Raw genomic sequence first — 25,483 nt, 5'->3', positions numbered from 1 at the left:
GAAACGGTTTTGCGTCGGATAATGCGATAATAAAGGTTTGGAGCGGTTCCAGCGATTCTGTTTAAACAGGAACCGCTCTAAGAAGCCGTTCGGAATGCCAGCGCAGATGATCGCCCATGAAGGTTGAGATGAAGAAATAGGAGTGGTCATAGCCCTCGCGCATATTGAGCGTGAGCGGAATACCGGCTTTCTTGCAGGCTTCTTCCAAAAGCCATGGGCGCAGGCCCTCATCGAGAAAGCCGTCCGCTGTGCCTTGATCCACCAGAATTTCCGGGAACCGATAACCATCCTCGATCAGCAGCGTCGCATCATAGGGACGCCATGAGCGCTCTTCCGGCCCAAGATATTTCTCCAGCGCAGGCCGCGACCAGTCGGCGGTTGATGGCTGCACGATGGGCGCGAAAGCCGAAACCGATTTGAAGCGGTCGGGATTTTTCAGCGCAATCGTCAGGGCGCCATGGCCACCCATGGAATGGCCGGTAATCCCCTGCCGCGACATATCGAGCGGAAATTTTTCCGCTACAAGCTCGGTCAGTTCCTGCGTGATATAGCTGTACATCTGATAGTTTTTGGCAAACGGCGCTTGCGTCGCATCGACGTAAAAGCCCGCGCCCTTGCCAAATTGCCAATTGTCCGGCTCATCCGGAATATCATCGCCGCGCGGGCTCGTATCGGGGCAAATAACGGCAATTCCCAGTTCTGCGGCCATTTGGCGATATTCGCCCTTGTCCATCACATTCTGGTGCGTGCATGTCAGGCCGGAAAGATACCAGAGCACCGGGACCGGCCCGTCTTTTGCCTGTGGCGGCAGAAAGATGGAAAAGGTCATGTCGCATTGGCAGGCTTCGCTCTTGTGGCGATAGACGCCCTGCGTTCCGCCAAAGCTTTTTGCGGTCGAGATCGTTTCCATGAGTAACTCCTAATTTCCAAGCGCCACCGCGACATTGACAGCCGCCGCGACGAGAACCGTATTGAAGAAGAACGAGACGATGCTGTGCAACAGCGTCACCTTGCGCATGGCAGGTGTCGTAACGCTCGTATCGGAGGTTTGCGCGCTCATGCCGATGACATAGGCATAATAGGCAAAATCCCAGCCCGAAGGTTCGGGCGTTCCGGGAAATTCAAAGCCGCCGCGATGGCGGCTGGCATGGCTTGAATCATTGCCCGCAGGCGCTTCCGGCTGCCAATATTCATGCGCATAATGCAGCGCCGCCATCATATGGATGGTGAACCAGCCAAGCGGCACGGAGGCGAGCGTTATCACCAGCGAAAAAACATCGGCTTGCGGCTTCTGGTTGACGAGAATGAACAGCGAGATGACCGCGACCAGCACCGTTGCGAAAGTCACCAGAAAGATGATCCAGACCGGTTCGTCGGTGCTTGCGGCATGCTTCTTGAGATAAGGTGCACTGAGCCGGGGCAGGGCTGCCACCGTCAAAACCAGATAAAGCACGAAGAAGCAGTTCGCCCCGATGACTGCGGCAGGCGGACTGCCCGCAATCCACGCAATGATGAAGGCTGCTGCGCCGCCAAGGGCCGCAAGATAAAACGACATATGGCGGCGCAGCAGAAACATCAGGCGATGCTCCCGCCCGTTTCGCAGCAACAGGCTTTGAGCAGCTTTCCCATCATCAGTAGACGATGACCGAGCGGATCGACTTGCCTTCATGCATCAGGTCGAAGGCGGTGTTGATCTCGTCGAGCGGCATGGTGTGGGTGATGAGATCGTCGATATTGATCTTGCCCTCCATGTACCAGTCCACGATTTTCGGAACGTCCGTGCGTCCGCGTGCGCCGCCAAACGCCGTCCCCTTCCAGACGCGTCCGGTAACGAGCTGGAACGGCCGGGTGGCGATTTCCTTGCCTGCTTCCGCCACGCCGATGATGATCGATTCACCCCAGCCGCGATGGCAGCATTCGAGCGCCTGCCGCATGACATCGGTATTGCCGGTGGCGTCGAAGGAATAATCCGCGCCGCCATCGGTCAGGTCCTGAATGGCCTGCACCACCTTGTCATTGCCGATCTCACGCGGGTTGACGAAATCGGTCATGCCGAATTTTTCAGCCATTGCGCGCTTGTCGGGATTGATGTCGACACCGATGATCTTGTCGGCGCCAACCATGCGTGCACCCTGAATGACATTAAGGCCGATGCCGCCAAGGCCGAACACCACGACATTGGAACCCGGACGAACCTTGGCCGTATAGATCACTGCACCGATGCCGGTGGTGACGCCGCAGCCAATATAGCAAATCTTGTCGAAAGGCGCGTCTTCACGCACTTTTGCCACCGCGATTTCCGGCAGCACCGTGAAGTTCGAGAAGGTCGAGCAGCCCATATAGTGGAACACTTCGCCGCCATCGCAGGAGAAGCGCGAGGTGTGATCGGGCATCAGGCCCTGGCCTTGCGTTGCGCGGATCGAGGTGCACAGGTTCGAGCGCTGCGACAGGCAGGTCTTGCACTGGCGGCATTCGGGCGTATAGAGCGGGATCACATGATCGCCGGGCTTGACCGAGGTGACGCCAGCGCCGACTTCGCGCACGATGCCCGCACCTTCATGACCGAGAATGGCCGGGAACTTGCCTTCGGAATCAAGCCCGGAAAGCGTATAGGCATCGGTATGGCAGACGCCGGTCGCCATGATTTCGACCAGCACTTCGCCAGCCCGTGGTCCGCCGATTTCGACGGTTTCGATGGTAAGCGGCTTGTTTGCCTCCCAGGCAACGGCTGCGCGTGACTTCATGGCAATGTTTCCTTCCGGTTCGATATGAGTGTAACGCGCCTATTTGAGATAGGTGCGCAAAATCCGCATGATTTCGTCGATTTGCGTATCGGGGTCGTCCTGCTTCGCAATCATTTCGCGCGCATTGCCGAAAGTCTCGCGAAAATGGCTTTCCAGCACTTCCGCCATCAGCCCGTTTGTCGCGCCGCGCAAGGCTGCGATCTGCTGTAAAAGCGCTGCGCATTCGCTGCCAGCTTCCACCGCGCGCTCCAGCGCTTCGGCCTGCCCCTTGATACGGCGCAGGCGCGTCATGGCGCGCTTTTTATCCTCTGGCGAGTGTGGCATGAAACCTCCCGAACACACAAAGCCTATATACTATGGGGGAGTATGTCAATCAGCGGAATTGCTGGACAAGCCCGGCCCGTCATGCAAAGCGCAAAAGGATAAACGCCAAGGATGGAACTTCTCTTTTGTCGAGCCTGCCCGATCTTCCCGTAACCCGCATTCTGCCTGCGCTTGACGTAGCTTTGGCAAGCCATGCCAGCGCGGTGCTTGTCGCCCCGCCCGGCGCGGGCAAGACGACGCTGGTGCCCTTGCACTTTCTGCAAGCATCTTGGCGCAAGGGCGGCATGATCGTGCTGCTGGAGCCGCGAAGGCTCGCCGCCCGTGCGAGCGCGCGCCGCATGGCGCAGCTTCTGGGCGAAGAGCCGGGCGAGACGGTCGGCTATCGTATGCGCCTTGAAAGCAGGGTCTCGGCGAAGACGAAAATCCTCGTCGTCACCGAGGGCGTCTTTGCGCGCATGATCCTTGACGATCCCGATCTCAAAGGCGTTGCGGCGGTTTTGTTCGATGAGTTTCACGAGCGCAGCCTCGATGCGGATTTCGGCCTCGCTCTGGCGCTCGATGTGCAGGCGGCGCTGCGTGACGACCTGAAAATCCTTGTCATGTCGGCAACGCTTGATGGCGCGCGTGTGGCGCAGCTTCTGGGCGATGCGCCGGTTGTGACAAGCGAGGGCCGCGCCTTTCCCGTCGAATTGCGCTATCGTGATCGAAAGCCCGATGAGCGTATCGAGGACGCGATGGCGCGTGCTGTCCGCGAAGCGCTGGCCGATGAGAGCGGCAGCATTCTCGCCTTTCTTCCCGGTCAGGGCGAGATTGAACGCACCGCGCGGCTTCTTGAAGATAATTTGCCGGCAAATATCATGCTTGCCCCGCTTTATGGCGCGATGGAAGGCAGCGCACAGGATAGGGCCATCCGGCCTGCGCCGCAGGGTCATCGCAAGGTGGTGCTGGCGACCGCGATTGCCGAAACTTCCATCACCATTGATGGCGTGCGCGTGGTGATCGATTCAGGTCTTGCCCGCTTGCCAAAATATGAACCCGCCACCGGCCTCACGCGCCTTGAAACCGTGCGCACCTCACGCGCGAGCGCCGATCAGCGCGCAGGCCGCGCCGGGCGCACCGAACCGGGCATCGCCATTCGCCTCTGGCATCAAGGGCAGACGGCATCGCTGCCCGCATTTTCTCCGCCTGAAATTCTTGAAGCCGACCTGTCCGCTCTGGTGCTTGATGCTGCTGCATGGGGCGTTACCGATCCGGCAACGCTTTCACTTCTCGACAAACCGCCCGCACCGGCGTTGAAGGAGGCAAAGGCGCTTTTGCTCCGGCTTGGCGCACTCGACGAAGCGGGACGCCTGACTGCGGATGGCGAGGCCATGCGCGCGCTGGCGCTGCCTGCGCGTCTGGCGCATATGGTGGCGGAAGCCGGCAAGCGCGGCGAGGCGCAAAGAGCCGCGGAACTTGCCATGCTGCTGACCGAGCGCGGTCTTGGCGGCAATGATGCCGATCTCGACACCCGCATGGCGCGTTTTCGCAATGACCGCTCGGACCGCGCGCAACGCGCCAGAGAGCTGGCAAAGCGTCTGGCATCGAGTGTGCCGGACAAGGGCGACACGGCAGGTTCGACCATTGGCCGCATGTTGATCGATGCTTATCCCGACCGCATCGCCAAGGCGCGTGGGGCAGCGGGGCAGTTCCTGCTTGCCAATGGGCGCGGCGGCGAGGTCGATCCGGCCATCAGCCTTAGCCGCGCGCCATGGCTTGTGGTGGCGGATATGTCAGGCCGCGCCGGACGCGCGCGCATATTATCTGCGGCGGAGGTCTTGGAAACCGATATTCGTGCGGCACTTGGCGAAAAGATCGAAAACGGAAAACAGGTCATATACGACCCGGAAAAGAATGCGCTTCGGGCGCGCGAGGCGGTGCGCATTGGCGCAATCGCCCTGTCGGAAAAACCGCTTGCCGCCCCTTCGGGCGCTGCTGCCGATGAGGGGGTGATTACCGCAGTGCGCGACTATGGGCTTTCTATTCTGCCATGGGGCAAGGAAGCTGCAATCCTGCGCCGCCGCCTTGGCTGGCTCCATCGCGGACTTGGCGCTCCATGGCCTTCCATGGAAGAGGATCATCTTCTGGAAAAGCTCGAAGACTGGCTGTTGCCGTTCCTGACCGGCGAAGCGCAACTTGAGCGCATTCCCGGCCATGTCTTGAAAAACGGGCTGATGAGCCTCGTGCCGTTCGATCTCCAGCGCAGCGTCGACCGGCTTGCGCCGACCCATTTCGAGGTGCCGACCGGCTCGAATATTCCGATCCGCTATGATGCCGAGGAACCGGTGATTGCCGTTCGCGTGCAGGAATTGTTCGGCCTTGGCGTGCATCCGTCGATTGCCAATGGCAAGGTGCCGCTTTTGCTCGAATTGCTCTCCCCGGCGCATCGCCCCATCCAGATCACGCGCGATTTGCCCGGCTTCTGGAAAGGTTCGTGGGCCGATGTCCGTTCCGACATGCGCGGGCGCTATCCCAAACATGTCTGGCCGGAAGATCCCGCCAATGCGCAAGCCACCCGCAGGGCGAAGCCACGCGGGACTTGAGAGTTCCTGCGGCGTGTTGACACAGTTTTCCTTGCAATGATGTGCGGCCCTGTCACATAAGGGGCGACAGAGGAAATCATGCACGCAGAATTCGACAATCGCGCTTCCAATCTATCCCGACGACCCCGCCTCACCACTCTGGTGCGCCTGCGCTGGCTGGCCATTGCCGGCCAGAGCGCGGCGGTCATGTTCGTGGCGCTTTATCTGCAATTTTCCTTTGCGGTCGGCATCTGCTTTGCGCTGATTGCCTGTTCTGCATGGCTCAATTTTTATCTGGCCTTTCGTTTCCCGGTCAATCACCGGCTCAACCCGACCGCGGCCAGCTTTGTGCTGGCCTTTGATATTCTGCAACTGGCGGGGCTGCTCTATCTTACGGGCGGAATCCAGAATCCCTTCGTCATGCTGATGATTGCGCCTGTCATCATTTCTGCAACCTCGCTTTCGGTACGGCATACGCTGGGGCTTGCCTTCCTCGCCGTCGCCTGCACATCGCTGCTCATTGTCTGGCATGAGCCTCTGCCATGGTATGCCGACGAGACGCTCGACCTGCCGTTTCTCTTCGTCATTGGCATATGGTGCGCTATCATTTCGGCCCTGGGCTTCACCGGCGTCTATGCCTATCGTATCGCGGAGGAAACGCGGCAATTGGGCGATGCCCTGACGGCGACGGAGTTGATTTTGCAGCGCGAACAGCATCTGACCGCGCTCGATGGCCTTGCCGCCGCCGCCGCCCATGAACTGGGCACGCCATTGGCGACAATTGCGCTCGTGGTCAGGGAAATGCAGCGCAGCCATGCTGGCAAGGCCGCGCAGGATGCGGGCCTTGCCGACGATATTGCGCTTTTGCAGTCGCAGGTGGCGCGCTGTCGTGAAATCCTGCAAAGACTGACCAGCCTTTCTTCGGAAAACGAAGAACATATGTCGCGCCTGCCGTTTTCTTCGCTGATCGAGGAGGTAATCGCTCCGCACCGCAATTTCGGCATTGCGCTCGATGTCGTCGCGATGGGAGGGTCAAAGCCCGAACCGGTGGTGCGCCGCAATCCCGGCCTGCTCTATGGATTGGGCAATCTGGTGGAGAATGCGGTCGATTTTGCGCGTGAAAAGGTCAGCATCACATGGGGATGGACGGATACCACCGTCAGCGTCACCATTCTGGATGACGGCGAGGGCTTCAAGCCGGAAGTCCTCGACCGGATCGGCGAGCCTTACATGACCAGCCGCGACGGCAATCATAATGGCGGCGGCGGGCTGGGACTGGGGCTTTTCATCGCCAAGACCCTGCTGGAGCGCTCCGGCGCGCAGATCAGTTTCCGCAACCGCAACAATCCGGGTCAGGGCGCGGAAGTCAGGGTCATATGGCCGCGCTCGGCGTTTATTATCGGCTGATGCCGGACTGCGGGTAGGGGCACCTCATGGGGTGCTTGCAATATTCATCGGCGGTTTGCGTTGATTGCTTCAATAATTCAATGGCTATTTGACTTTTTGACGCAGGGGTATCAATAAGGAAGAAAACATAAGATCAGGAAGAATCTCATGGACGACTCGAAGCAGGACGATAACGAAGCCATAGGCAACGATCCAACCCTTCTTCTGGTTGATGACGACAAACCGTTTTTGCAGCGCCTTGCGCGCGCCATGGAAGGGCGCGGCTTTCAGGTCACGACGGCGGAATCGATAGAAGAAGGCATTGCCGCCGCCAAGGTGGCTGCTCCTGCCTATGCGGTGGTGGATATGCGGCTGGGCGATGGAAACGGGCTTGACGTCATCGAAGCCATCCGTGCGCGCCGTCCCGATACGCGCGCGATCGTGCTGACCGGCTATGGCAATATCGCAACGGCGGTAAATGCCGTGAAGCTCGGCGCCATCGATTATCTTTCAAAGCCCGCCGATGCGGACGAGGTTTTTGCCGCGCTGACGCGCCGTCCGGGGGAAAAGGTTGCCCCGCCCGAAAACCCCATGTCTGCCGACCGGGTGCGCTGGGAGCATATTCAGCGTGTCTATGAAATGTGCGAGCGCAATGTTTCCGAAACCGCGCGCCGCCTGAACATGCATCGTCGTACCCTGCAGCGAATTCTGGCCAAGCGCGCCCCGCGCTAGAGTGGGTCGTCTCCGGCGTTCGGAATGTCGAGACCGGCGAGTTCGGCGATGGTCAGCCGCGCAGCGCCAATGCGGGCAAAACGCAGCATCAGCGCTTTGCGCGTGGGGGCCGGGAGCTTATGTTCGGGTGCTTCGCGCAAAATTTCCGCGCCATATCCGTCCGAAAGAATAAAGCCGCATTCCGCTGGAAAGATTTCGCGCGGCACGCCCGGATGGGTAGCGAAGAACAGCCGGTCGCAATAGCTGCGATAATCGGGCCATTTGCGGTCTGCTTTCCAGTCTTCGACGGAAGATTTGATTTCCACGATCCAGATTTCACCGCTCTGCCTGATGGCGATCAGATCGGCGCGCCTGCCCGATGCGAGCGGCAGTTCCGGCAGGCTCGCCAGCCCCATTTCGAGAAAAAGCCTTTGTACGCCGCGCCGCACCAGCAGGGCGTGGTCCGATTGTCGGCCATCGGAAAGCGGATGGGTTTTATGGGGATTGACGATTGGCATGGCTGCATTTTGTGCCCGCAATTTGCGTGAAGCAATCGCAAAACTGCGGTTTCCCGGCAAGAAATTGCGGCGAAAAAGGCAATAAAATGGCTAAAACAGGATTTTTCAATTTACGGTTTACGAGAGGTTAATAATATTTTCCTATTACAAGAGGCAAATATTGATTCGCATCAGCGACCGATACGCTTCTATTGAGGGGAAATTCATGAAGACTCGTATCCTGCAATTGACCGCCGCCCTCCTTCTTGGCGGAGCGCTGGCGGGTTGTTCGACGGTCGGCGGCAGTTTTTACACTGCGTCCTACTCATCGGTCAGCGACGCCGGCTATACGATACCGGCCATTCCGCGAGAGAAAATCCCGGCGCAATTCCGTCGGCAGATCGTGAATTACCAGACCAATGAGAAGCCCGGAACGATCATCGTCGATACCGGCACGAAATTTCTTTATTACGTCATGCCCAATGGTAAGGCGATGCGCTATGGCATCGGTGTGGGGCGCGAGGGTTTCGGCTGGTCGGGAACGGCACGCATAGCCATGAAGCGCGAATGGCCGACCTGGACGCCGCCAGCCGCCATGATCAAACGCCAGCCGGAACTGGCCAAATATCGCACCGGCATGCAGCCGGGCCTGAGGAATCCGCTTGGTGCGCGCGCGCTTTATCTGTTCAACAAGGGCGGGGATACCGGCTATCGCATCCATGGAACGCCGGAATGGTGGTCGATCGGAAAGTCCATGTCGTCCGGCTGCATCCGCCTGATGAATCAGGACATCATCGACCTTTATGATCGTGCCGAGAAAGGCGCGAAAGTTATCGTGATCTAAAGCGCATCCCGAAAAGTGTGAAACGGTTTTCGGAAAAGATGCGCGTTTAAACAAAAGCTTAGGTCGTCACCACGACCTAGCGTGCATCCCGAAAAGCGTGAACAGATTCAGAGCGTTTCAGCTTCGCTGAAACGCTCTGGTAATATTCGCGCAGAGTAAATAGCGACTTATATGGTCTTGCGAACAGGTTTAAATCTGTTCGACCTGCTGCACTTCCGGCACGAAATGGCGCAGAAGATTCTGAATGCCGTGCTTGAGAGTGGCCGTCGAAGACGGGCAGCCGGAGCAGGCGCCCTTCATGTGCAGGAAAACGGTTCCGTTCTCGAAACCGCGAAAGGTAATATCGCCGCCATCCTGCGCAACTGCCGGACGCACGCGCGTATCGAGCAATTCCTTGATGGTCTCGACGATTTCCATATCGGCTTCATCGAAGAACTCGCCGTCTTCATGGCCGTGGGGCGCATCGGTTGCGGCATTTCCCGCCATGACGGGCGCGCCCGACATGAAATGCTCCATGATCGTGCCCAGAATGGCAGGCTTGAGGTGCTGCCACTCGCCGCCTTCCTTGGTCACGGTAATGAAATCATAGCCGAAAAAGACGCCGCTCACGCCGGGCACCGCGAAAAGCTTCGCTGCAAGCGGCGATGTATTGCCCGCGCTCCCCGCATCGCGGAAGTCGGCTGTGCCTTCCGGCATGACAACCTTGCCGGGCAGGAACTTCAGGGTCGCCGGGTTGGGCGTGGTCTCAGTCTGGATGAACATACCCGTTCTCCGCTTTCAATTTTAGAATATCTCTAATATACGCCTGTCCAGCAGGAAGCAAGACCTCGCTGAAGGCAATTCGATTACACTCAATATAGGGTGCTTAGGTTACGGCATCAATGTCGTCATCGGCCAGCCCTGCCGGGATCACCGTCACAGGGATCTGGAATTGCGAGCGTCCGGCGAGAGATTGCACCAATGGGCCGGGGCCTTCCTTGCCGGAGCCTGCGGCCAGAACCAGAATGGCGATGTCCTGATCTTCATCGATGAGGGTCGTCAGTTCCTCGCTGGTGCGGCCTTCGCGGATGATGAGTTCAGGCTCTATGCCCTGCTGCTCGCGCGCCTTGGCGGCAAATTTTTCAAGCGTCGCCCGCGCGCGTTCATTGGCTTCCTGATGCATGATTTCACCGACGCCCAGAATTTGCTGGAAGTCGGAATTGTCGACCACGAAAAGCATGACCAATGCGCCATTGGTATTTTTTGCTCGGCGCGCGGCATAGGCGACGGCCCGCTCGCATTCGGGCGTCTCGTCGATTACGGCCAGAAATTTGCGTCTATGTCCGGCTTCCCGGCTCAGTCGTTTTGATACCATGAGCGCAATGTGCCACCGAGAAGAGCCGCCCGCAAGCGGGCAGCTCGTGATTTTCAGAAATTGGATTCAGTCTTGCAGCCAGCCGATAATGTCGCGCACATGGTGCATCGTCTCTTCGGCGATCACACCGGCACGTTCACCGCCATCGCGCAGAACGCTGTCAATATAGGCCGGATCGGCCACCAGACGGCGCATTTCCTGCGTGATCGGCGCGAGCTGCGCTACAGCGAGATCGGCCAGCGCCGATTTGAATTCCGAGAACTGCCGTCCGCCGAATTCGCCGAGGATTTCTTCCTTCGACCGCGAGGCAAGCGCCGCATAGATACCGACGAGATTGTCCGCTTCCGGGCGGCCTTCAAGTCCATCGACATCCGACGGCAGGCCGTCCGAGTCGGTCTTGGCCTTGCGAATCTTTTTGGTGATCGTGTCCTGATCATCGATCAGATTGATGCGCGAGAGGTCCGAAGGGTCGGATTTCGACATTTTCTTGGTGCCGTCGCGCAGCGACATGATGCGCATGGCAGGCCCTGAAATCACCGGCTCGGTCAGCGGGAAGAAACCCGAAACCTGCTCGTCGCCCACCTGCATATCCACGCCGATGCCCAGCGATGCGATGCGGTCGGAATAATCATTGTTGAATTTCTGCGCGATGTCGCGGGTCAGTTCCAGATGCTGCTTCTGGTCGTCGCCCACCGGCACATGGGTTGCGCGATAAAGCAGGATGTCAGCGGCCATCAGGCTTGGATAGGCAAACAGGCCCAGCGACGCGTTTTCGCGATCCTTGCCTGCCTTGTCCTTGAATTGCGTCATGCGGCTCATCCAGCCGACACGCGCCACGCAGTTGAACACCCATGCAAGTTCCGCATGCTGCCTCACGCGGCTCTGGTTGAAGACGATGCTCTTTTTGGCGTCGATGCCCGCCGCAAGGAAGGCTGCGGCCACTTCGCGGGTGGATTGCAGCAGTTCAGCCGGATCGGGCGAAACGGTCAGCGCATGCATATCGACCACGCAATAGATGCACTCCTGCGTTTCCTGAATCTCGACCCACCGCTTTATCGCACCAAGATAATTGCCAAGGTGAAGATTTCCGGTCGGCTGAACCCCGGAGAAGACAAGCGGTTTGAACGTGCTCATGATTTTTTCCTGAAAAGTTAGCCCCGCCGGTGGAGAGCGGGGAGTGTTTTTAACACGGGTCTTTTCGCAGACGGATGACTGCCTTTCAAGGGCAAATCACGCTTCTCCTTCGGGCTGTTTTTTGGCAGCGCCCCGCTTGATGCTGCGCCGGATCATCGCCGTATTGGCACCGCCAAGGCCGAAGGCCAGCGCGAAATAGACGATCATTGCTCCGAATACGATGGAGGCAAGCGTCATGGCGCGCAGGCCAAGCGAAACAGCGGATGAAAGCTCGTGCGAAAAATATCCGCTCGCATAATAAATGGCAGCGGCCATGATGGCGGCGGCAACGGCAAGGCGCGGTATGCGGGTGAGAAGCCCAATATCACGCCCCCAATGGCCGCGCCGGACCAATGTTGCAAAAAGCAGCACCGCATTGACCCAGCCTGCGGCAATTTCCGCTATGGCGATGCCGGTCGGCCCCATGCGCGGAAACAGCGTGAGCGCCAGCGAGATATTCACGGCCACGGAAATCGCTGCAAAAATCATCGGCGTGCGGGTATCCTCGCGGGCGAAAAAGCCCGGAATGAAAGCCTTGATGAGCACGAAGGCGGGCAGGCCAAGACCGTAAATGGCCAGAATGCTGGCGACCACCAGCGTCGAACTGGCGCTGAACTGGCCACGCTCGAACAGCAGCCGCACAATGGGTTCCGACATGACCAGCAGGGCTGCGGCGGCGGGAAGCGTTAAAAACAGCGTGAATTCGACCGAGCGGTTTTGCAGGTTGGATGCTTCCTGCATATGCCCGCCGCGCAGCGCGCGAGAGAGTTCCGGCAAAAGCACGGTCGCCACCGCAATACCGACCACGCCAAGCGGCAATTGATAGATGCGGTCGGCATAGACGAGCGAGGAAACCGCGCCTTCCATGCCCGATGCGATATTGGTGTTGATAAGCAGATTGATCTGCGTGATGCCGCCGGTAATGGCGGCGGGAAGAGCGAGCACCAGCAGCCTTTTGACATTCGATGTCAGGCGCGGGCGGCGAAAGCCGATTTTAATGCCCGCATTGCGCACTGCCAGCCAGACGATTGCCAGTTGCACGAGGCCCGCAGCCATGACACCCCATGACAAGCCATAGCCGACGCTAAGCGCGTCATAACCCTGCCACCATGCAATGGCCAGAACGCCGATCAGGATGATATTGAGAAAGACCGGGGCAATCGCCGCTGCAAAATAGCGATGCAGCGAATTGAGCATCCCCCCCATCATCGCCGCCAGCGACATGCAGGCCAGATAGGGAAACATGATGATGGCCAGCCGCACCGTATTGTCGAATTTTTCCGGATCATCAGCAAAGCCCGGAGCAATCACCGTGCGCACGATGAAGGGCATCGAAAGCTCCATCGCGATGGTGAGAAAGAGCAGCACCGTAAACAGCACGCCGAACACTTCCTCGGAGAAGCGGCGCGCGCCATCCATGCCGTTCTGCTCGATTTCCTTGGCAAAAAGCGGCACGAAGGCGGAATTGAACGCGCCTTCGGCAAAGAGCCTGCGGAAAGTATTGGGAAACCGAAAGGCCGCATTGAAGGCGTCGGCCACCGGGCCGGTGCCAAGGGCTGCGGCCATGAACATCTCGCGGGTGAAGCCGAATATGCGGCTCATCAGCGTGCCCGACGCAACCGTTGCGAATTTTTTGACCAGACTCATGAATTGAAAAACCTATATTGCGGCCTGCGGCGAGCGTCCATTTGTCTTCGCATTGCTCTCGCCGCCAAGAACGGCAAGCAGCTTGCGCCTTATATTGCCCTGCCGGTTGGCGTTTGAAATCTTGTGGCCCACCAGATCGGTGACATAAAAACTGTCGATCACCTTCTCTCCGAATGTGGTGATGTGCGCCGAAGCAATATCCAGCGAAAGATCGGAAATAAGGCCGGTCAGTTCGGACAAAAGGCCGGGCCGGTCAAGGCCTTCGACTTCAATGACTGTAAATTTGTCGGAAAGCGTGTTGTTGATCTCGACGCGCGGCTCGACCTTGAAGGCTTTCGCAGCGCGTTTCGATTTCGTCCGTCTTGCAAGCACGTCGGGCAGATGCGCCTTGCCTGAAAGCACGTCCTCGATCACCTTGCCGACGCGCTCCGCGCGCCTGCGCTCGTCTTCATCGGTATCGAATTCGCGATTGATGAGGATCGTGTCGAGCGCGCGTCCGTCGCGGGTGGTGAATATCTGCGCATCGACGATGTTCCCGCCCGCAGCCGCACAGGCCCCCGTGATGATGGAAAGCAGGCGCGGATGGTCGGGCGCAAGCACGGTGATCTCGGTGACGGCCTCGAATGTATGCGGCTTGGCCATTGTCGCGAGCACGCGCTCCGCACGGTCTGCCTCGCGGATGAAATTGGCATGCCGCACCTGATCATCGAGGCTGACGGTGAGAAAATAATTGGTGTAGTGCAGGCCGATATAGGCGTTGCGTTCGTCTTCATGCCAGCCGGAGAGGCTTTGCGCCAGTGCTGCGCGTGCCTGCCGCCCGCGATCGACACGCGGAAGTTTCGAAAACCCTCCGGTGAGAAGCAGTTCGGTTTCATAATAAAGCGTGCGCAGGAGCTGCCCCTTCCAGCCGTTCCATACGCCGGGACCGACCGCCTTGATGTCGCATACGGTGAGGATAAGCAGGAGCTTGAGCCGCTCCGTGGTCTGCACAATATCGGCGAAATTGATGATCGTCTTGCGATCATTGAGATCGCGCGATTGCGCCACCATGCTCATGGTCAGATGTTCGCGCACCAGCCATTCGACGGTATCCGTCTCCGACGCCGACAGGCCGAAGCGCGGGCAGAGCCTGCGGGCAATGCGCGCACCGGCCATGGAATGGTCTTCGGGTCGTCCCTTGGCGATGTCATGCAGGAGCAGCGCCACATAAAGCAGGTTGCGGTCCCGTTTGATGGTGGTGATGATCTGGTTGGAGAGCGGATGCTCGTTTTCGAGCTCGCCATGCTCGATTTCCGACAGGATGCCGATGCAGCGCAGCAGATGTTCGTCCACCGTATAATGGTGGTACATGTTGAACTGCATCATGGCGACGATCTTGCCGAAATCCGGGATGAACTTGCCCAATACGCCCGATTCATTCATGCGGCGCAAAATCAGTTCGGGATTGCGCGGCGAGGTCAGAACCTCCAGAAAAAGCCGGTTCGCCGTGGCATTCTCGCGCAATTCGGCATTGATGAGCTTGAGCGAGCGGGTAAGCTGCTGCATGGCTTCGGGATGAAATTCCAGCCCATGCTTGTCGGCCAGTTGAAAGATGCGGATGATATTGACCGGATCTTTTTTAAACACATCGGGCGCGGCGATATTGATGCGATGATTTTCGGAAACAAAATCGCGACTGCCTGAAAGACGGCGCTTGCGGTGCGAGAAGGTGAGGAAGATGCGGTTGAAGCCGGGTACATGCTTGGCCTGCTGCTCCTCAAGTGCTGCACTGAGAATGCGGGTCAGGTCGCCCACATCCTTTGTCACAAGGAAATAATGCTTCATGAAGCGCTCGACATGGTTCTGGCCCGGATGCGCCGTATAGCCCAGCCGCTGCGCGATTTCCGGCTGAATGTCGAAGGAAAGCCGCTCTTCGGCCTTCAGGGTCGCAAAATGCATGTGGCAGCGCACGGCCCACAGAAAATCCTCCGCCTTGTTGAAAAGCTTCAGTTCCGCACGCGACAGCACGCCCAGCTTGATGAGTTCTTCCCTGCTTTTGACGCGATAAAAATATTTGGCGATCCAGTAGAGCGTATGCAGGTCGCGCTGCCCGCCCTTGCCTTCCTTGACATTCGGCTCCACCAGATAGCGGCTTTCACCGGCCTTGCGGTGGCGCAGGTCGCGCTCGGCAAGCTTGGCCTGAATGAATTCCGGGCCGGTATCCTTGACCACTTCTTCATCGAAACGACTGACCAGCGACTGAAACAACTTGCGGTTGCCGATGATGAAACGCGCATCCAGCATCGCGGTGCGGATCGTCATGTCTTCTTGTGAGAGAAAGATGCATTCATTGATGCTGCGGGTCGAATGGCCGACTTTCAGCCCCATGTCCCAGAGCATATAGAGCATATATTCGACCACCTGCTCGCCCCATGGGGTCTGCTTGTAGGGCAGCAGAAAAAGCAGGTCGATGTCGGAACCGGGCGCAAGCCCGCGGCGCCCATAGCCGCCGACCGCCACAATCGCCATATTCTCGGCTTTCGACGGATTGACCATCGGGTAGGCTCTGGTGGTCGCAAAATCGAACAGCGCGCCGATGATGGAATCCATAAGATAGGACAGCCGCCGCGCGCAAAGCGTGCCGCCGCCATCTTTCATCAGCATGGTTTCCGCATTGGCGCGACCGCGTGTAAGCGCATCCTTGAGCGCTTGCAGCACGACCTTGCGGGCGGGTGCGCTCGTATAGCTCTCATCCGTCGCATCGGCGAGTTCATGCAGCTTGCGGCGCAGCGCCTCCGCATTGACGATCTCATCCAGCTTCAGGTCGTGTGCGCTCATACGGCTAGCAGGCCCGTCTTTCAGGGAAAAGGACTGACGATGACAGGGACTATCCTATAACTGCTTTTAAATTGGGTGAACATCCCAATGCAAAAGGCCGGGGCAGAAGGCCGGGGCAAAAGGCCGGACTCTGATCCGGCCTTTCGCGGGTAATGAACGCAGGTCAATTGGTGGCGTTATAGGCGGTGATCGCCGCCATATTGACGATGTCGGAATCCTTCGCGCCGATGGTGATAATCTGCGCGGGCTTGTCGAGGCCGACCAGCAATGGCCCGATAATGGTCGCACCACCCAGTTCCTGAAGCATGTCGGCGGCAATCGAAGCTGAATGATTGTCAGGCGTGACGATCACATTGGCCGGACCCGACAGGCGAATGAAGGGATATTGCTCCATCAGCTTGGGATTGAGCGCCACATCCGCGCTCATTTCGCCGTCGAATTCGAAATCGACATGACGGGTTGCCAGAATGCGCACCGCTTCCTGAATACGCGCCGAGCGTTCGCCGCCCATATGGCCGAAGGTCGAAAATGCCGTCAGCGCCACACGCGGCTCATATCCCATGCGCCGCGCCATGCTGGCGGCTTCCACGGCAATATCGGCAAGTTCTTGCGGTGTGGGCATTTCATGCACGGCGGTATCGGCGATGAAGACCGTGCGCCCGCGGCAAAGCGCGATCGACACGCCCACCACGCGGTGGCCGGGTTTTGAATCGATCACCCGGCGCACATCGTCAAGCCCGGTCGCGTAATTGCGGGTCACGCCCGTCACCATGCCGTCAGCGTCGCCAAGCGCCACCATGCAGGCTGCAAAATGGTTGCGGTCATTGTTGATGAGCCGGTGGCAGTCGCGCGCCATATAGCCCTTGCGCTGCAATTTCTCATAGAGGTAATCGGCATAGGCCGAATTGCGCTTGGAAAGGCGGGCATTGATGATTTCGATGCCGGGGCGCGAAAGGTCCAGCCCCGCCGCCTTTGCGGTTTCCGCGACACGCTCCTCGCGGCCAACCAGAATGGCCGTGCCAAGCCCCTGATTGACGTAGGAGACGGCGGCGCGCATGACCTGCTCTTCTTCGCCTTCCGCAAAGACGATGCGCTTTGGCTGGCGGCGCACGCGCTCGTAAATGCCGCGCAGCGTCGAGGCGATCGGATCGCGCCGCGCCAGCAATTCGCGCTTATAGGCTTCAAGATCGGTTATTGCCCGTCCGGCAACGCCCGATTCCATCGCAGCCTTGGCGACGGCTGCCGAAACGGTCGCAAGCAGGCGCGGATCGAACGGCACCGGAATGATGTAATTGGGGCCGAAGCGCGGACGGCTCCCTTGATAGGCGGCGACCACATCGTCCGGCACATCTTCGCGGGCAAGTTCGGCCAGCGCATTGACGGCGGCGATCTTCATCGCATCGTTGATTGTGGTTGCGCGCACATCGAGCGCGCCACGGAAAATATAGGGAAAGCCGAGCACATTATTGACCTGATTCGGATAGTCCGAACGGCCGGTGGCGACGATGGCGTCATCGCGCACCTCTGCGACATCTTCCGGCGTGACTTCCGGGTCCGGATTGGCCATGGCGAAAATGATCGGATTGGGCGCCATGGAGCGCACCATGTCCTTGGTCAGCGCGCCCTTGGCCGAAACGCCGAAGAAAATATCGGCATCCTTCATGGCGTCGGCCAGCGAGCGCTTGTCGGTCTTGATGGCATGCGCCGACTTCCACTGGTTCATGCCTTCTTCACGTCCCTGATAGACCACGCCCTTGGTGTCGCAGAGCGTGACGTTCTCGCTGGGAAAACCCATCGCCTTGACGAGTTCGATACAGGCAATGCCCGCCGAGCCCGCGCCATTGCAGACGAGTTTGGTCGTCTTGATGTCGCGGCCCGTCAGATGCAGCGCGTTGATCATGCCGGCTGCGGCGATGATCGCGGTGCCATGCTGGTCGTCGTGGAAAACCGGAATATCCATCAATTCGCGCAGGCGCTGCTCGATGATGAAGCAATCGGGGGCCTTGATGTCTTCCAGATTGATGCCGCCAAAAGATGGTCCGAGATAGCGTACCGCATTGATAAAGGCATCAATATCCGTCGTGTCGATTTCAAGATCGATGGAATCGACATCCGCAAAGCGCTTGAAAAGCACCGCCTTGCCCTCCATGACCGGCTTGGAAGCCAGTGCCCCCAGATTGCCGAGGCCCAGAATGGCAGTACCATTGGAAATGACGGCGACAAGATTGCCCTTGGATGTATAATCATAGGCCCGCGCGGCATCTTCGGCGATGGCCTTGACCGGCACGGCGACGCCGGGTGAATAGGCAAGCGAGAGATCGCGCTGCGTGGTCATCGGCTTGGTCGGATTGATTTCCAGCTTGCCGGGACGGCCTTGCGCGTGAAAGTCGAGCGCTTCTTTCTCGCTTGCTGTGGGTGTGCGTTCTGGCGTGTTGCCCTTCGGCTTCGAGGCTGGCATGTTCCCTCCCGGTTCCTCTGTGGAAGAAATTCGATAGCGCCAGTCAGCCACCGTGTAAACAGGGCTGAATCGAATAGGTATTCCTTCCAACATGGTGAAATACGAAATTTTATGACTTTGAGTGCCAAGAGTGCGCAACAAACGAAGGTTTATGCCCATGGAAGTGAAGGCCAGCGAAGACAAGCCGGAAGCGGAAGAAAATCCTGCTGCGGCAGCGGTTGTCCGTCTCACCCCCATGATGGAGCAATATATCGAGATTAAAGCGGCGAATGTTGATTCGCTGCTCTTCTACCGCATGGGCGATTTTTACGAATTGTTTTTCGATGATGCGGTGGAAGCGTCAAGGGCGCTGGGCATCACGCTGACCAAACGCGGCAAGCATCTGGGCGAAGATATTCCCATGTGCGGCGTGCCCGTTCATGCCGCTGACGATTATCTGCAAAAACTGATCGCCAAAGGCTATCGCGTTGCGGTGTGCGAACAGGTGGAAGACCCCGCGGAAGCAAAGAAGCGCGGCTCCAAATCGGTGGTGAAGCGCGATGTGATCCGTTTGGTGACGCCCGGCACACTCACCGAGGAAAAACTGCTCGATCCGTCGGAAGCCAATTTTCTGATGGCGCTCGGTCGCAACAAGGGCGATGGCGCGCTGGCTCTGGCGTGGATCGATATTTCGACCGGAACCTTCCGGGTTGCCGAAACGGAGCCGGATCGGCTTTTTGCCGATATAATGCGCGTCGATCCCAGTGAACTGATCGTGGCGGATACGGCGTTTCACGATGCCGCGTTAAAGCCGGTCTTTGATCTGGTCGGCAAGGCGGTCATGCCGCAACCGGCGACGCTTTTCGATAGCGCAGCCGCTCAAACGCGCATCCAGCGCTACTTCGACGTCGCAACGCTCGATGGTTTTGGCCAGTTCAGTCGCTCTGAACTCTCGGCGATTGCCGGGGCGATCGCCTATATCGAAAAGACGCAGATTTCCGAGCGTCCGCCCTTGATGCGTCCCGAACGCGAGCATGAGGGCGGCACTCTTTTCATCGATCCCGCCACCCGCGCCAGTCTGGAGCTAGCCCGCACCATGTCGGGCAACCGCGATGGCAGCCTGCTGAAAGCGGTGGATCGCACGGTGACGGGCGGCGGCGCGCGGTTGCTGGCCGAACGCCTGACCGCGCCGCTGACCGACCCCAGGGCAATCGCCTTGCGGCTTGATTCCGTTTCGTGGTTCCTGAGCGAGCAATCGCTCTGCGAAGCCTTGCGGCTTGAACTCAAGGGCGTACCCGATATGCCGCGCGCCCTGTCGCGGCTCGCGGTCGGGCGCGGCGGTCCGCGCGATCTGGGCGGTCTCGCGCGCGGCTTCGAGGCGGCGCAGCTCGTCGTCAAGCTGCTGCAAAGCGCGCTATTGCCTGACGAACTGGCCCGCGCCCGCGATGCCATCAGTGCGCTGCCCGCGATCTTCACCGCCCATCTCGACCGTGCGCTGGCCGATGAATTGCCGCTTTTAAAGCGCGACGGCGGTTTCGTGCGCGCGGGCTATAATGCCGAGCTTGACGAGATGCGCGCGCTGCGCGACCAGTCGCGCCGGGTGATTGCCGGTTTGCAGGCCGATTATATCGAGGAAACCGGCATCAAATCGCTGAAGATCAAGCACAATAATGTGCTTGGCTATTTCATCGAGGTCACAGCCAATAATTCCGCTGCGATGACCGATACGGATGCGGCCAAAAGCCGTTTCATCCATCGCCAGACCATGGCCAATGCCATGCGCTTCACGACCACCGAACTGGCGGAACTCGAAAGCAAGATCGCCAACGCCGCCGATCGTGCCCTATCCATCGAGCTTGCCATTTTCGAGGAACTGACCGCCGAAGCCGTTTCTCATGCCGACAGCATTCGTGCCGCTGCGGCGGCATTGGGCATTTTCGACGTTTCGGCGGCATTGGCGGTTCTGGCGGATGAGCAGTCCTATTGCCGCCCAACCGTCGATGACAGCCTTTCTTTCAATATTGTTGCCGGTCGCCACCCGGTGGTGGAACAAGCATTGCGCCGTCAGGCGGCCAATCCGTTCGTGGCCAATGATTGCGATCTTTCTCCGCAGGAAAGCAGTGGCAATGGCGCCATCTGGCTTTTGACGGGTCCGAATATGGGCGGTAAATCGACCTTCCTGCGCCAGAATGCGCTGATCGCCATTCTCGCGCAGATGGGTTCCTACGTGCCTGCGGATTCGGCTCATATCGGGGTCGTGGATCGGCTGTTCAGCCGCGTCGGCGCATCCGACGATCTGGCGCGCGGGCGCTCCACCTTCATGGTCGAAATGGTGGAAACGGCGGCGATTCTCAATCAGGCTGGCGAGCGCTCGCTGGTGATCCTCGATGAGATCGGGCGTGGCACGGCGACGTTCGACGGGCTTTCCATCGCCTGGGCAGCGGTCGAATATCTGCATGAAAAGAACCGCTGCCGCGCGCTTTTCGCGACCCATTTTCATGAGATGACGGCACTTTCGGAAAAGCTCGAACGGCTGTTCAACGTCACCATGCGCGTCAAGGAATGGGACAATGATGTCGTCTTCCTGCATGAAGTGGCAAAGGGTGCTGCCGACCGTTCCTATGGCGTACAGGTGGCGCGGCTTGCGGGTCTGCCGGAAGCGGTCGTCAATCGCGCCCGCGATGTGCTGCATCAGCTTGAAGCGGGCGAAACATCGGGCAAGGCCGACAAGCTGATTGATGATCTGCCGCTGTTTTCGGTCGTGCTTCAGCAGGAAAAGCCAAAGGCACAAATATCTGCCAAAGACAGTGAACTGGCCGAGGCCGTTTCTGCCATCAGCCCGGATGAGCTGACCCCGCGCGAGGCGCTGGAGCTTGTTTACAGGCTAAAGGAACTGGCGGGGAGAGGATAAATATGAAGGCGAAGCAAAAGCTTCGCCTCTTGATTTAAACAAAGCGGTTTGCATCTGCGCCGTAATAGGTGATGTAACGGCTTGAGATACGTTCGATGGGCATGATGATGAACACATCGGTTGTGCCGAACGCCTCATCGATGACCGCGCCGTCCCCGATCATCGCGCCAAGGCGCAGATAGCCCTTTACCAGCGGCGGCATGGAGAACAATGCAACCTTGTTGTTGATCGCTTCCTTGGGCATCAGGTCCATCGCCTGATAGCGCTGCGGCAGGGCGCTTACATCCCAATCGGGCGTGGCGCGGCAATTATGATGCAGGAAGGAAAGGCCCAGCGCATGGGCTGCCGGAACCACGCCGTGAAACGAGGCGCAGCCGAACATCACGTCGATTGCATGGCGGCGGCAATAGGCCCATGCACCTTGCCACAACACTTCAACCGTACGCTTGGAACGATATTCCGCCTTCACGCAGGAGCGTCCGAGTTCGAGAAGTTTCAGCTCCGGGCGCGAGAGCACCAGCCGCTGCACTTCATATTCATCAGCCGAATAAAACCCGCCAGTCTGCGCGGCCTGATCGGACCGCATCAGCCGGTATGTGCCGACGATCTGCTTGTGCTCGGGCACGGGCAGGGCTGTGTCATAAACCAGAAGATGATCGCAGACCGCATCGAAACGGTCGGCATCGCGCGATTCGACTTCTTCGATATTCGTGCTGCGCGCGCCCATTTCTTCAAAGAAGACACGAAAACGCAACTCCTGCGCCGCCTCCACAGCGTCCCAGGAATTTGCAAGCCTGACCTCCAGTGATCCGATGCGGCCCAGAACAAGGGGCTCGCCGCTGGATGGGAAAAGCTTCGATTGCGCTTCTATACCCGACATGACCGTATCATCAATGATTTGCTGGCCCATTCCAAGCATTACTGTCATGATGATCGCTCCTGTTCTGTCTCTTTACACATTCCCGACGAGCCGTTCTGCCATTTTCGGCAGGTAGAGACCCGTTTATGCTGCCATGCGCTTACCGGGCATCATGCCCATTTTGCGCGAAGCAATAGAGATTCAGTGCTACGTGAGGATGACAGAAGCATGTCACCAATGTGTCATGTGGTTTGGGAGGCTCTATCCTCTTAAAAAACCTGTGAAAATCTCCGCGCCAAAATATGTGAAAGGCGGCAGTCGATCAAGCTGCGTTGTTTGCCGGCAATAAAATATCAGCGCGCCGCGCGCTCGCGCCGCCAGCCAAGAAATTCCTCAAGAATGATAAGCGCCGCGCCGATGGTAATGAAGGCGTCGGCCAGATTGAAAATGGCAAATGACCAGCTTGGCAGGTGAAACAGGACATAATCCACCACATAGCCATGCATGCTGCGGTCGATGAGATTGCCGATGGCCCCGCCGATCACCAGCGCAAAGCCATAGCGCGCAAAAACGCGTTCCGGCGCATTTGTCCACCACAGGTAAAGCACGAAGGCGATGACGGCGAGGGTTATCGCAATCAGCCCGACATCATGCAGTTCCGCAAGCAGGGAAAAGGCTATGCCTTCATTATGCACCCGGAACAGGGCAAGAAACGGCAGAAGATCGATCTGCTCGCCATAGCCCATTCTGGTTTCGACCAGATATTTGATCACCTGATCAAGCACGACCGCGATGACGACCACGAAAAGCGAGGACAGAACCGCATGGCGTTTCATCATTGCGCCCTCTCATCCAGAACCAGTGCGTCACGGCGGATTTCATAGAGCATGACACCGGTGGCAATGGCGAGATTAAGCGAATCGGCGCGTCCTGCCTGCGGAATGCGCGCAAGCTTGTCGCAGCTTTCTGCCAGATTGTCGGGCAATCCCTGCTGCTCATTGCCCATCATCAGAACGACCGGCTTCTTGGCATAGGGAATGGTGCGATAATCGACAGCACCTTTAAGATGCGTGCCGACGACCAGTCCCGAAAACCCCTTGCGCCAGTTGAGAAACTCGGCTTCGCTGACCTTGTAGAGCGGCATGGAAAAAATCGATCCCATCGTCGCGCGCACGGTTTCGAGCGAATAGGGATCGGTCGTGTCGCCAATGAGGATCACGCCCTTTGCACCCACCGCATCGGCGGTACGGATGACGGTGCCCAGATTGCCGGGATCGCGTATGCGATCAAGCGCGATATAAACATCGTCATGCTTGGGCTTGAGGCTTGCAAGCGGTTGATATTGCTGCTCGAAAACGCCGACCACCATTTGCGGATTGTCGCGCCGGGTAATCGCCGAAATGACTTTCTCGGTCACTTCCAGCACCAGCCCGCCCTTGGCGAAGGTGCGCGCGGCGATCTGCTCGACGGTCTTGTTGCCTTTGCCGGATTTTGCAAAAACCAGCGTCTTGATGCGCCAGTCCTGCTCGAATGCGTCGATGACGAGTTTCAGCCCTTCGGCGAGGAACACGCCCTGCTGGTCGCGGAATTTCTTGAGGCTGAGCGAGCGCAGATCCTTGACGATGGGATTGGCAAGACTGGTGACTTCCTTCACCTGTCCCACTCTTGGATGGTCGGTGCGGGCCGTGCCGCCTTTGGAAAAATCGTCGTTTCGGCTCATTTTGCTATCCAGCGGCTGAACATGGATGTGGAAAGCGCGCGCCCGGCTGAACGCTCGCGCAGGATGAGTTCGCCCGATTCGACGCTGCCGCCAAGGCCGGTGAAACGGTCGCGCATCAATTCATGAATGGCAAAGAAGGAAGCGCGGATCGAATAGGCGGTCAGAATGACCGCAAGCGGCTTGGGCGTGAGAATCGAACGGCATGTATCGACCATGGCGGGCAGATGTTCGAACAATTGCCACACTTCGCCGCTCGGGCCGCGCCCATAGGCGGGCGGATCGAGCAGGATAATATCGTAGAAACTGCCGCGCCGCTCCTCGCGCGCAACGAATTTCATCGCATCTTCGCAGATCCAGCGGATCGGCTTGTCGGAAAGCCCCGCCATTTCCTGATTTTCACGCGCCCAGATGATTGCCTTCTTGGAGGCGTCGACATGGGTGACTTCCGCGCCTGCGCGCGCCGCAACCAGTGAGGCCACACCCGTATAGCCGAAAAGATTGAGCACCTTGACGCTGCGCCCGGACGCAACGCCATCGCGGATCAGCCCGTCCATGAACGACCAGTGCGCCGCCTGTTCGGGAAAGACACCGACATGGCGAAAGGAAGTGAAGCGGCCATGAAACGAAATGCCGTCATGCTGCATGGGCCATGTTTCGCCCAATGGCACTTTCGGAAATGCCCAGCGCCCCATGCCCTCTTCATCGGTATTGCCGGTGAATATGGCGTCGGCCCCCTCCCATTCCCTGGGGGGAAGGCTTGGCAGCCAGATCGCCTGCCCTTCCGGGCGCACGATGCGATAGGGGCCATATTGTTCGAGTTTCAGCCCGTTGCCGCTGTCGAGCAGCGCATAATCGTCCGACGGTTCGGTTTCGAGAATGAGCGGCAATCGTTCGCCGGGGCGGGCACCCGCATAGGGCTTGATCTCGCGCAGCGGGCTTGCAGGCTTTTCCTCGGCGGGCCTGCTTGCGGCCTTGGCGAATTGCGGGCGCGGCTTCTTGAAGAAGGCCGTTTTGCTGTCCGGCCTGTTTTCCTGCTTGCCGCCTGTCGGCTTTCTGCCTTTTCCCTTTGGCGCTTTCACCTAAAACTCCGTTCAAGCCTTTTGGCTGTAGGTAGGGCAAATGCGGCTGGAACGAAAGGGAAAAAGACGGCCTGTGCCTTTCAGTTGTTGGGCAGGTTGCCGGGAAGGTGGCGTTTTTCTGCTGATTCGGCACGTTCGAGCAGTTGTGAGGCTTCTTTTTTGTATCTGCGTTCGCGGCGGCGATGCTTGCCCTGCGTCAGCCATGTCACGACAGAGCCGATCACCACGCCAACAAGAAGCGTACCAAAAAGCCACAGGAATAAGGGTGCATGATAGGTCAGCGCCGGGTTTCCGGGGTTGAACGGATCAATCGTAAACGCGACCGTTTCGCGGTTGGCAACCGAAAGCGCAATCAGGATGACCGCAAGCGGTACCAGTATGATGATGCTTATGACGCGTTTTGCCGTCATGGTCTTGGA

The 25,483-nt window shown here is 58.6% G+C and carries 21 protein-coding genes; 5 read left to right on the top strand and 16 right to left on the bottom strand.

What is annotated here, in order from left to right:
* Positions 1-61 precede the first annotated feature (61 nt).
* From fghA to DKP76_RS01980, 4 genes are read right to left on the bottom strand one after another with little or no spacing between them, the layout of a single operon-like run.
* The gene (gene fghA / locus DKP76_RS01995) at positions 62-910 is read right to left on the bottom strand and encodes an S-formylglutathione hydrolase (protein ID WP_109704737.1); all 849 of its coding nucleotides are present in this window, start codon (positions 908-910) and stop codon (positions 62-64) included.
* Between the two features lie 9 nt (positions 911-919).
* The gene (locus DKP76_RS01990; protein ID WP_109704736.1) at positions 920-1,576 is read right to left on the bottom strand and encodes a DUF1345 domain-containing protein; all 657 of its coding nucleotides are present in this window, start codon (positions 1,574-1,576) and stop codon (positions 920-922) included.
* Between the two features lie 55 nt (positions 1,577-1,631).
* Positions 1,632-2,744: an S-(hydroxymethyl)glutathione dehydrogenase/class III alcohol dehydrogenase gene (locus tag DKP76_RS01985; protein ID WP_109704735.1), complete on the bottom strand. Its 1,113-nt coding sequence runs from the start codon at positions 2,742-2,744 to the stop codon at positions 1,632-1,634.
* 39 nt (positions 2,745-2,783) lie between these two features.
* The gene (locus DKP76_RS01980) at positions 2,784-3,068 is read right to left on the bottom strand and encodes a metal/formaldehyde-sensitive transcriptional repressor (protein WP_109704734.1); all 285 of its coding nucleotides are present in this window, start codon (positions 3,066-3,068) and stop codon (positions 2,784-2,786) included.
* A gap of 125 nt (positions 3,069-3,193) precedes the next feature.
* Here DKP76_RS01980 and hrpB point away from each other — a divergent pair, with 125 nt between their 5' ends.
* From hrpB to DKP76_RS01965, 3 genes are all read left to right on the top strand, one after another.
* Positions 3,194-5,650 (top strand): ATP-dependent helicase HrpB, encoded by a 2,457-nt coding sequence (gene hrpB / locus DKP76_RS01975; protein WP_109705136.1) that lies wholly within the window; start codon positions 3,194-3,196, stop codon positions 5,648-5,650.
* A 78-nt stretch (positions 5,651-5,728) separates the two neighbouring features.
* On the top strand, positions 5,729-7,036 hold the full coding sequence (locus DKP76_RS01970) for an ActS/PrrB/RegB family redox-sensitive histidine kinase (RefSeq protein WP_109704733.1): 1,308 nt from the start codon (positions 5,729-5,731) through the stop codon (positions 7,034-7,036).
* A 147-nt stretch (positions 7,037-7,183) separates the two neighbouring features.
* The gene (locus tag DKP76_RS01965; protein ID WP_109704732.1) at positions 7,184-7,747 is read left to right on the top strand and encodes an ActR/PrrA/RegA family redox response regulator transcription factor; all 564 of its coding nucleotides are present in this window, start codon (positions 7,184-7,186) and stop codon (positions 7,745-7,747) included.
* Here DKP76_RS01965 and DKP76_RS01960 read toward each other — a convergent pair.
* Positions 7,744-8,244: an MmcB family DNA repair protein gene (locus DKP76_RS01960; RefSeq protein ID WP_109704731.1), complete on the bottom strand. Its 501-nt coding sequence runs from the start codon at positions 8,242-8,244 to the stop codon at positions 7,744-7,746. The genes DKP76_RS01965 and DKP76_RS01960 overlap by 4 nt on opposite strands.
* Positions 8,245-8,449: 205 nt before the next feature.
* On the opposite strand from DKP76_RS01960, the gene DKP76_RS01955 reads away from it, so the two are divergent.
* Positions 8,450-9,067, top strand: coding sequence for a L,D-transpeptidase (locus DKP76_RS01955; RefSeq protein WP_109704730.1), 618 nt, complete (start codon positions 8,450-8,452; stop codon positions 9,065-9,067).
* A 189-nt stretch (positions 9,068-9,256) separates the two neighbouring features.
* On the opposite strand, the gene DKP76_RS01950 is transcribed toward DKP76_RS01955, so the two are convergent.
* From DKP76_RS01950 to DKP76_RS01925, 6 genes are all read right to left on the bottom strand, one after another.
* Positions 9,257-9,829 carry a NifU family protein gene (locus tag DKP76_RS01950; protein ID WP_109704729.1) on the bottom strand — a complete coding sequence of 191 codons (573 nt, stop codon included), beginning with the start codon at positions 9,827-9,829 and terminating at the stop codon, positions 9,257-9,259.
* Positions 9,830-9,932: 103 nt separating this feature from the next.
* Positions 9,933-10,472 carry a universal stress protein gene (locus tag DKP76_RS01945; RefSeq protein WP_199224738.1) on the bottom strand — a complete coding sequence of 180 codons (540 nt, stop codon included), beginning with the start codon at positions 10,470-10,472 and terminating at the stop codon, positions 9,933-9,935.
* A gap of 15 nt (positions 10,473-10,487) precedes the next feature.
* Positions 10,488-11,555 carry a tryptophan--tRNA ligase gene (trpS, locus tag DKP76_RS01940; protein ID WP_109704727.1) on the bottom strand — a complete coding sequence of 356 codons (1,068 nt, stop codon included), beginning with the start codon at positions 11,553-11,555 and terminating at the stop codon, positions 10,488-10,490.
* 96 nt (positions 11,556-11,651) lie between these two features.
* Complete coding sequence (gene murJ / locus DKP76_RS01935) at positions 11,652-13,241, bottom strand: murein biosynthesis integral membrane protein MurJ (RefSeq protein ID WP_109704726.1); 1,590 nt, start codon at positions 13,239-13,241, stop codon at positions 11,652-11,654.
* A 12-nt stretch (positions 13,242-13,253) separates the two neighbouring features.
* Positions 13,254-16,058, bottom strand: coding sequence for a [protein-PII] uridylyltransferase (locus DKP76_RS01930; RefSeq protein WP_109704725.1), 2,805 nt, complete (start codon positions 16,056-16,058; stop codon positions 13,254-13,256).
* A 163-nt stretch (positions 16,059-16,221) separates the two neighbouring features.
* Positions 16,222-18,516, bottom strand: coding sequence for an NADP-dependent malic enzyme (locus tag DKP76_RS01925; protein WP_109704724.1), 2,295 nt, complete (start codon positions 18,514-18,516; stop codon positions 16,222-16,224).
* A gap of 157 nt (positions 18,517-18,673) precedes the next feature.
* Between DKP76_RS01925 and mutS the strand changes: the two genes are divergently transcribed.
* On the top strand, positions 18,674-21,406 hold the full coding sequence (gene mutS / locus DKP76_RS01920; protein ID WP_109705135.1) for a DNA mismatch repair protein MutS: 2,733 nt from the start codon (positions 18,674-18,676) through the stop codon (positions 21,404-21,406).
* 34 nt (positions 21,407-21,440) lie between these two features.
* Here the strand turns inward: mutS and olsB are convergent, their stop codons facing one another.
* From olsB to DKP76_RS01895, 5 genes are all read right to left on the bottom strand, one after another.
* Positions 21,441-22,334: a l-ornithine N(alpha)-acyltransferase gene (olsB, locus tag DKP76_RS01915; protein ID WP_199224727.1), complete on the bottom strand. Its 894-nt coding sequence runs from the start codon at positions 22,332-22,334 to the stop codon at positions 21,441-21,443.
* A gap of 284 nt (positions 22,335-22,618) precedes the next feature.
* A complete protein-coding gene (gene lspA, locus DKP76_RS01910) occupies positions 22,619-23,101 on the bottom strand; it encodes a signal peptidase II (RefSeq protein ID WP_109705133.1) in 483 nt (160 codons plus the stop codon).
* The gene (locus tag DKP76_RS01905; RefSeq protein WP_109704723.1) at positions 23,101-23,985 is read right to left on the bottom strand and encodes a TrmH family RNA methyltransferase; all 885 of its coding nucleotides are present in this window, start codon (positions 23,983-23,985) and stop codon (positions 23,101-23,103) included. Before DKP76_RS01905 ends, lspA begins: the two co-directional genes overlap by 1 nt.
* Complete coding sequence (locus DKP76_RS01900; RefSeq protein ID WP_109704722.1) at positions 23,982-25,064, bottom strand: RsmD family RNA methyltransferase; 1,083 nt, start codon at positions 25,062-25,064, stop codon at positions 23,982-23,984. Before DKP76_RS01900 ends, DKP76_RS01905 begins: the two co-directional genes overlap by 4 nt.
* Positions 25,065-25,144: 80 nt before the next feature.
* Positions 25,145-25,474: a lipopolysaccharide assembly protein LapA domain-containing protein gene (locus DKP76_RS01895; RefSeq protein WP_109704721.1), complete on the bottom strand. Its 330-nt coding sequence runs from the start codon at positions 25,472-25,474 to the stop codon at positions 25,145-25,147.
* Positions 25,475-25,483: the final 9 nt, after the last annotated feature.

The organism is Falsochrobactrum shanghaiense (assembly GCF_003149535.1).
GTDB classification, from domain to species: Bacteria; Pseudomonadota; Alphaproteobacteria; order Rhizobiales; family Rhizobiaceae; genus Brucella; species Brucella shanghaiense.
The sequence above is the reverse complement of the archived record's forward strand: the minus strand, read 5'-3'. Positions and strand labels throughout refer to the sequence as shown.

What these genes read in the sequence shown, in the direction of transcription:
- fghA (WP_109704737.1), bottom strand. Translation starts at nt 910, where the DNA reads ATGGAAACGATCTCGACCGCAAAAAGCTTTGGCGGAACGCAGGGCGTC.
- DKP76_RS01990 (WP_109704736.1), bottom strand. Translation starts at nt 1,576, where the DNA reads ATGTTTCTGCTGCGCCGCCATATGTCGTTTTATCTTGCGGCCCTTGGC.
- DKP76_RS01985 (WP_109704735.1), bottom strand. Translation starts at nt 2,744, where the DNA reads ATGAAGTCACGCGCAGCCGTTGCCTGGGAGGCAAACAAGCCGCTTACC.
- DKP76_RS01980 (WP_109704734.1), bottom strand. Translation starts at nt 3,068, where the DNA reads ATGCCACACTCGCCAGAGGATAAAAAGCGCGCCATGACGCGCCTGCGC.
- DKP76_RS01970 (WP_109704733.1), top strand. Translation starts at nt 5,729, where the DNA reads ATGCACGCAGAATTCGACAATCGCGCTTCCAATCTATCCCGACGACCC.
- DKP76_RS01965 (WP_109704732.1), top strand. Translation starts at nt 7,184, where the DNA reads ATGGACGACTCGAAGCAGGACGATAACGAAGCCATAGGCAACGATCCA.
- DKP76_RS01960 (WP_109704731.1), bottom strand. Translation starts at nt 8,244, where the DNA reads ATGCCAATCGTCAATCCCCATAAAACCCATCCGCTTTCCGATGGCCGA.
- DKP76_RS01955 (WP_109704730.1), top strand. Translation starts at nt 8,450, where the DNA reads ATGAAGACTCGTATCCTGCAATTGACCGCCGCCCTCCTTCTTGGCGGA.
- DKP76_RS01950 (WP_109704729.1), bottom strand. Translation starts at nt 9,829, where the DNA reads ATGTTCATCCAGACTGAGACCACGCCCAACCCGGCGACCCTGAAGTTC.
- trpS (WP_109704727.1), bottom strand. Translation starts at nt 11,555, where the DNA reads ATGAGCACGTTCAAACCGCTTGTCTTCTCCGGGGTTCAGCCGACCGGA.
- murJ (WP_109704726.1), bottom strand. Translation starts at nt 13,241, where the DNA reads ATGAGTCTGGTCAAAAAATTCGCAACGGTTGCGTCGGGCACGCTGATG.
- DKP76_RS01930 (WP_109704725.1), bottom strand. Translation starts at nt 16,058, where the DNA reads ATGAGCGCACACGACCTGAAGCTGGATGAGATCGTCAATGCGGAGGCG.
- DKP76_RS01925 (WP_109704724.1), bottom strand. Translation starts at nt 18,516, where the DNA reads ATGCCAGCCTCGAAGCCGAAGGGCAACACGCCAGAACGCACACCCACA.
- mutS (WP_109705135.1), top strand. Translation starts at nt 18,674, where the DNA reads ATGGAAGTGAAGGCCAGCGAAGACAAGCCGGAAGCGGAAGAAAATCCT.
- olsB (WP_199224727.1), bottom strand. Translation starts at nt 22,334, where the DNA reads ATGACAGTAATGCTTGGAATGGGCCAGCAAATCATTGATGATACGGTC.
- lspA (WP_109705133.1), bottom strand. Translation starts at nt 23,101, where the DNA reads ATGAAACGCCATGCGGTTCTGTCCTCGCTTTTCGTGGTCGTCATCGCG.
- DKP76_RS01905 (WP_109704723.1), bottom strand. Translation starts at nt 23,985, where the DNA reads ATGAGCCGAAACGACGATTTTTCCAAAGGCGGCACGGCCCGCACCGAC.
- DKP76_RS01895 (WP_109704721.1), bottom strand. Translation starts at nt 25,474, where the DNA reads ATGACGGCAAAACGCGTCATAAGCATCATCATACTGGTACCGCTTGCG.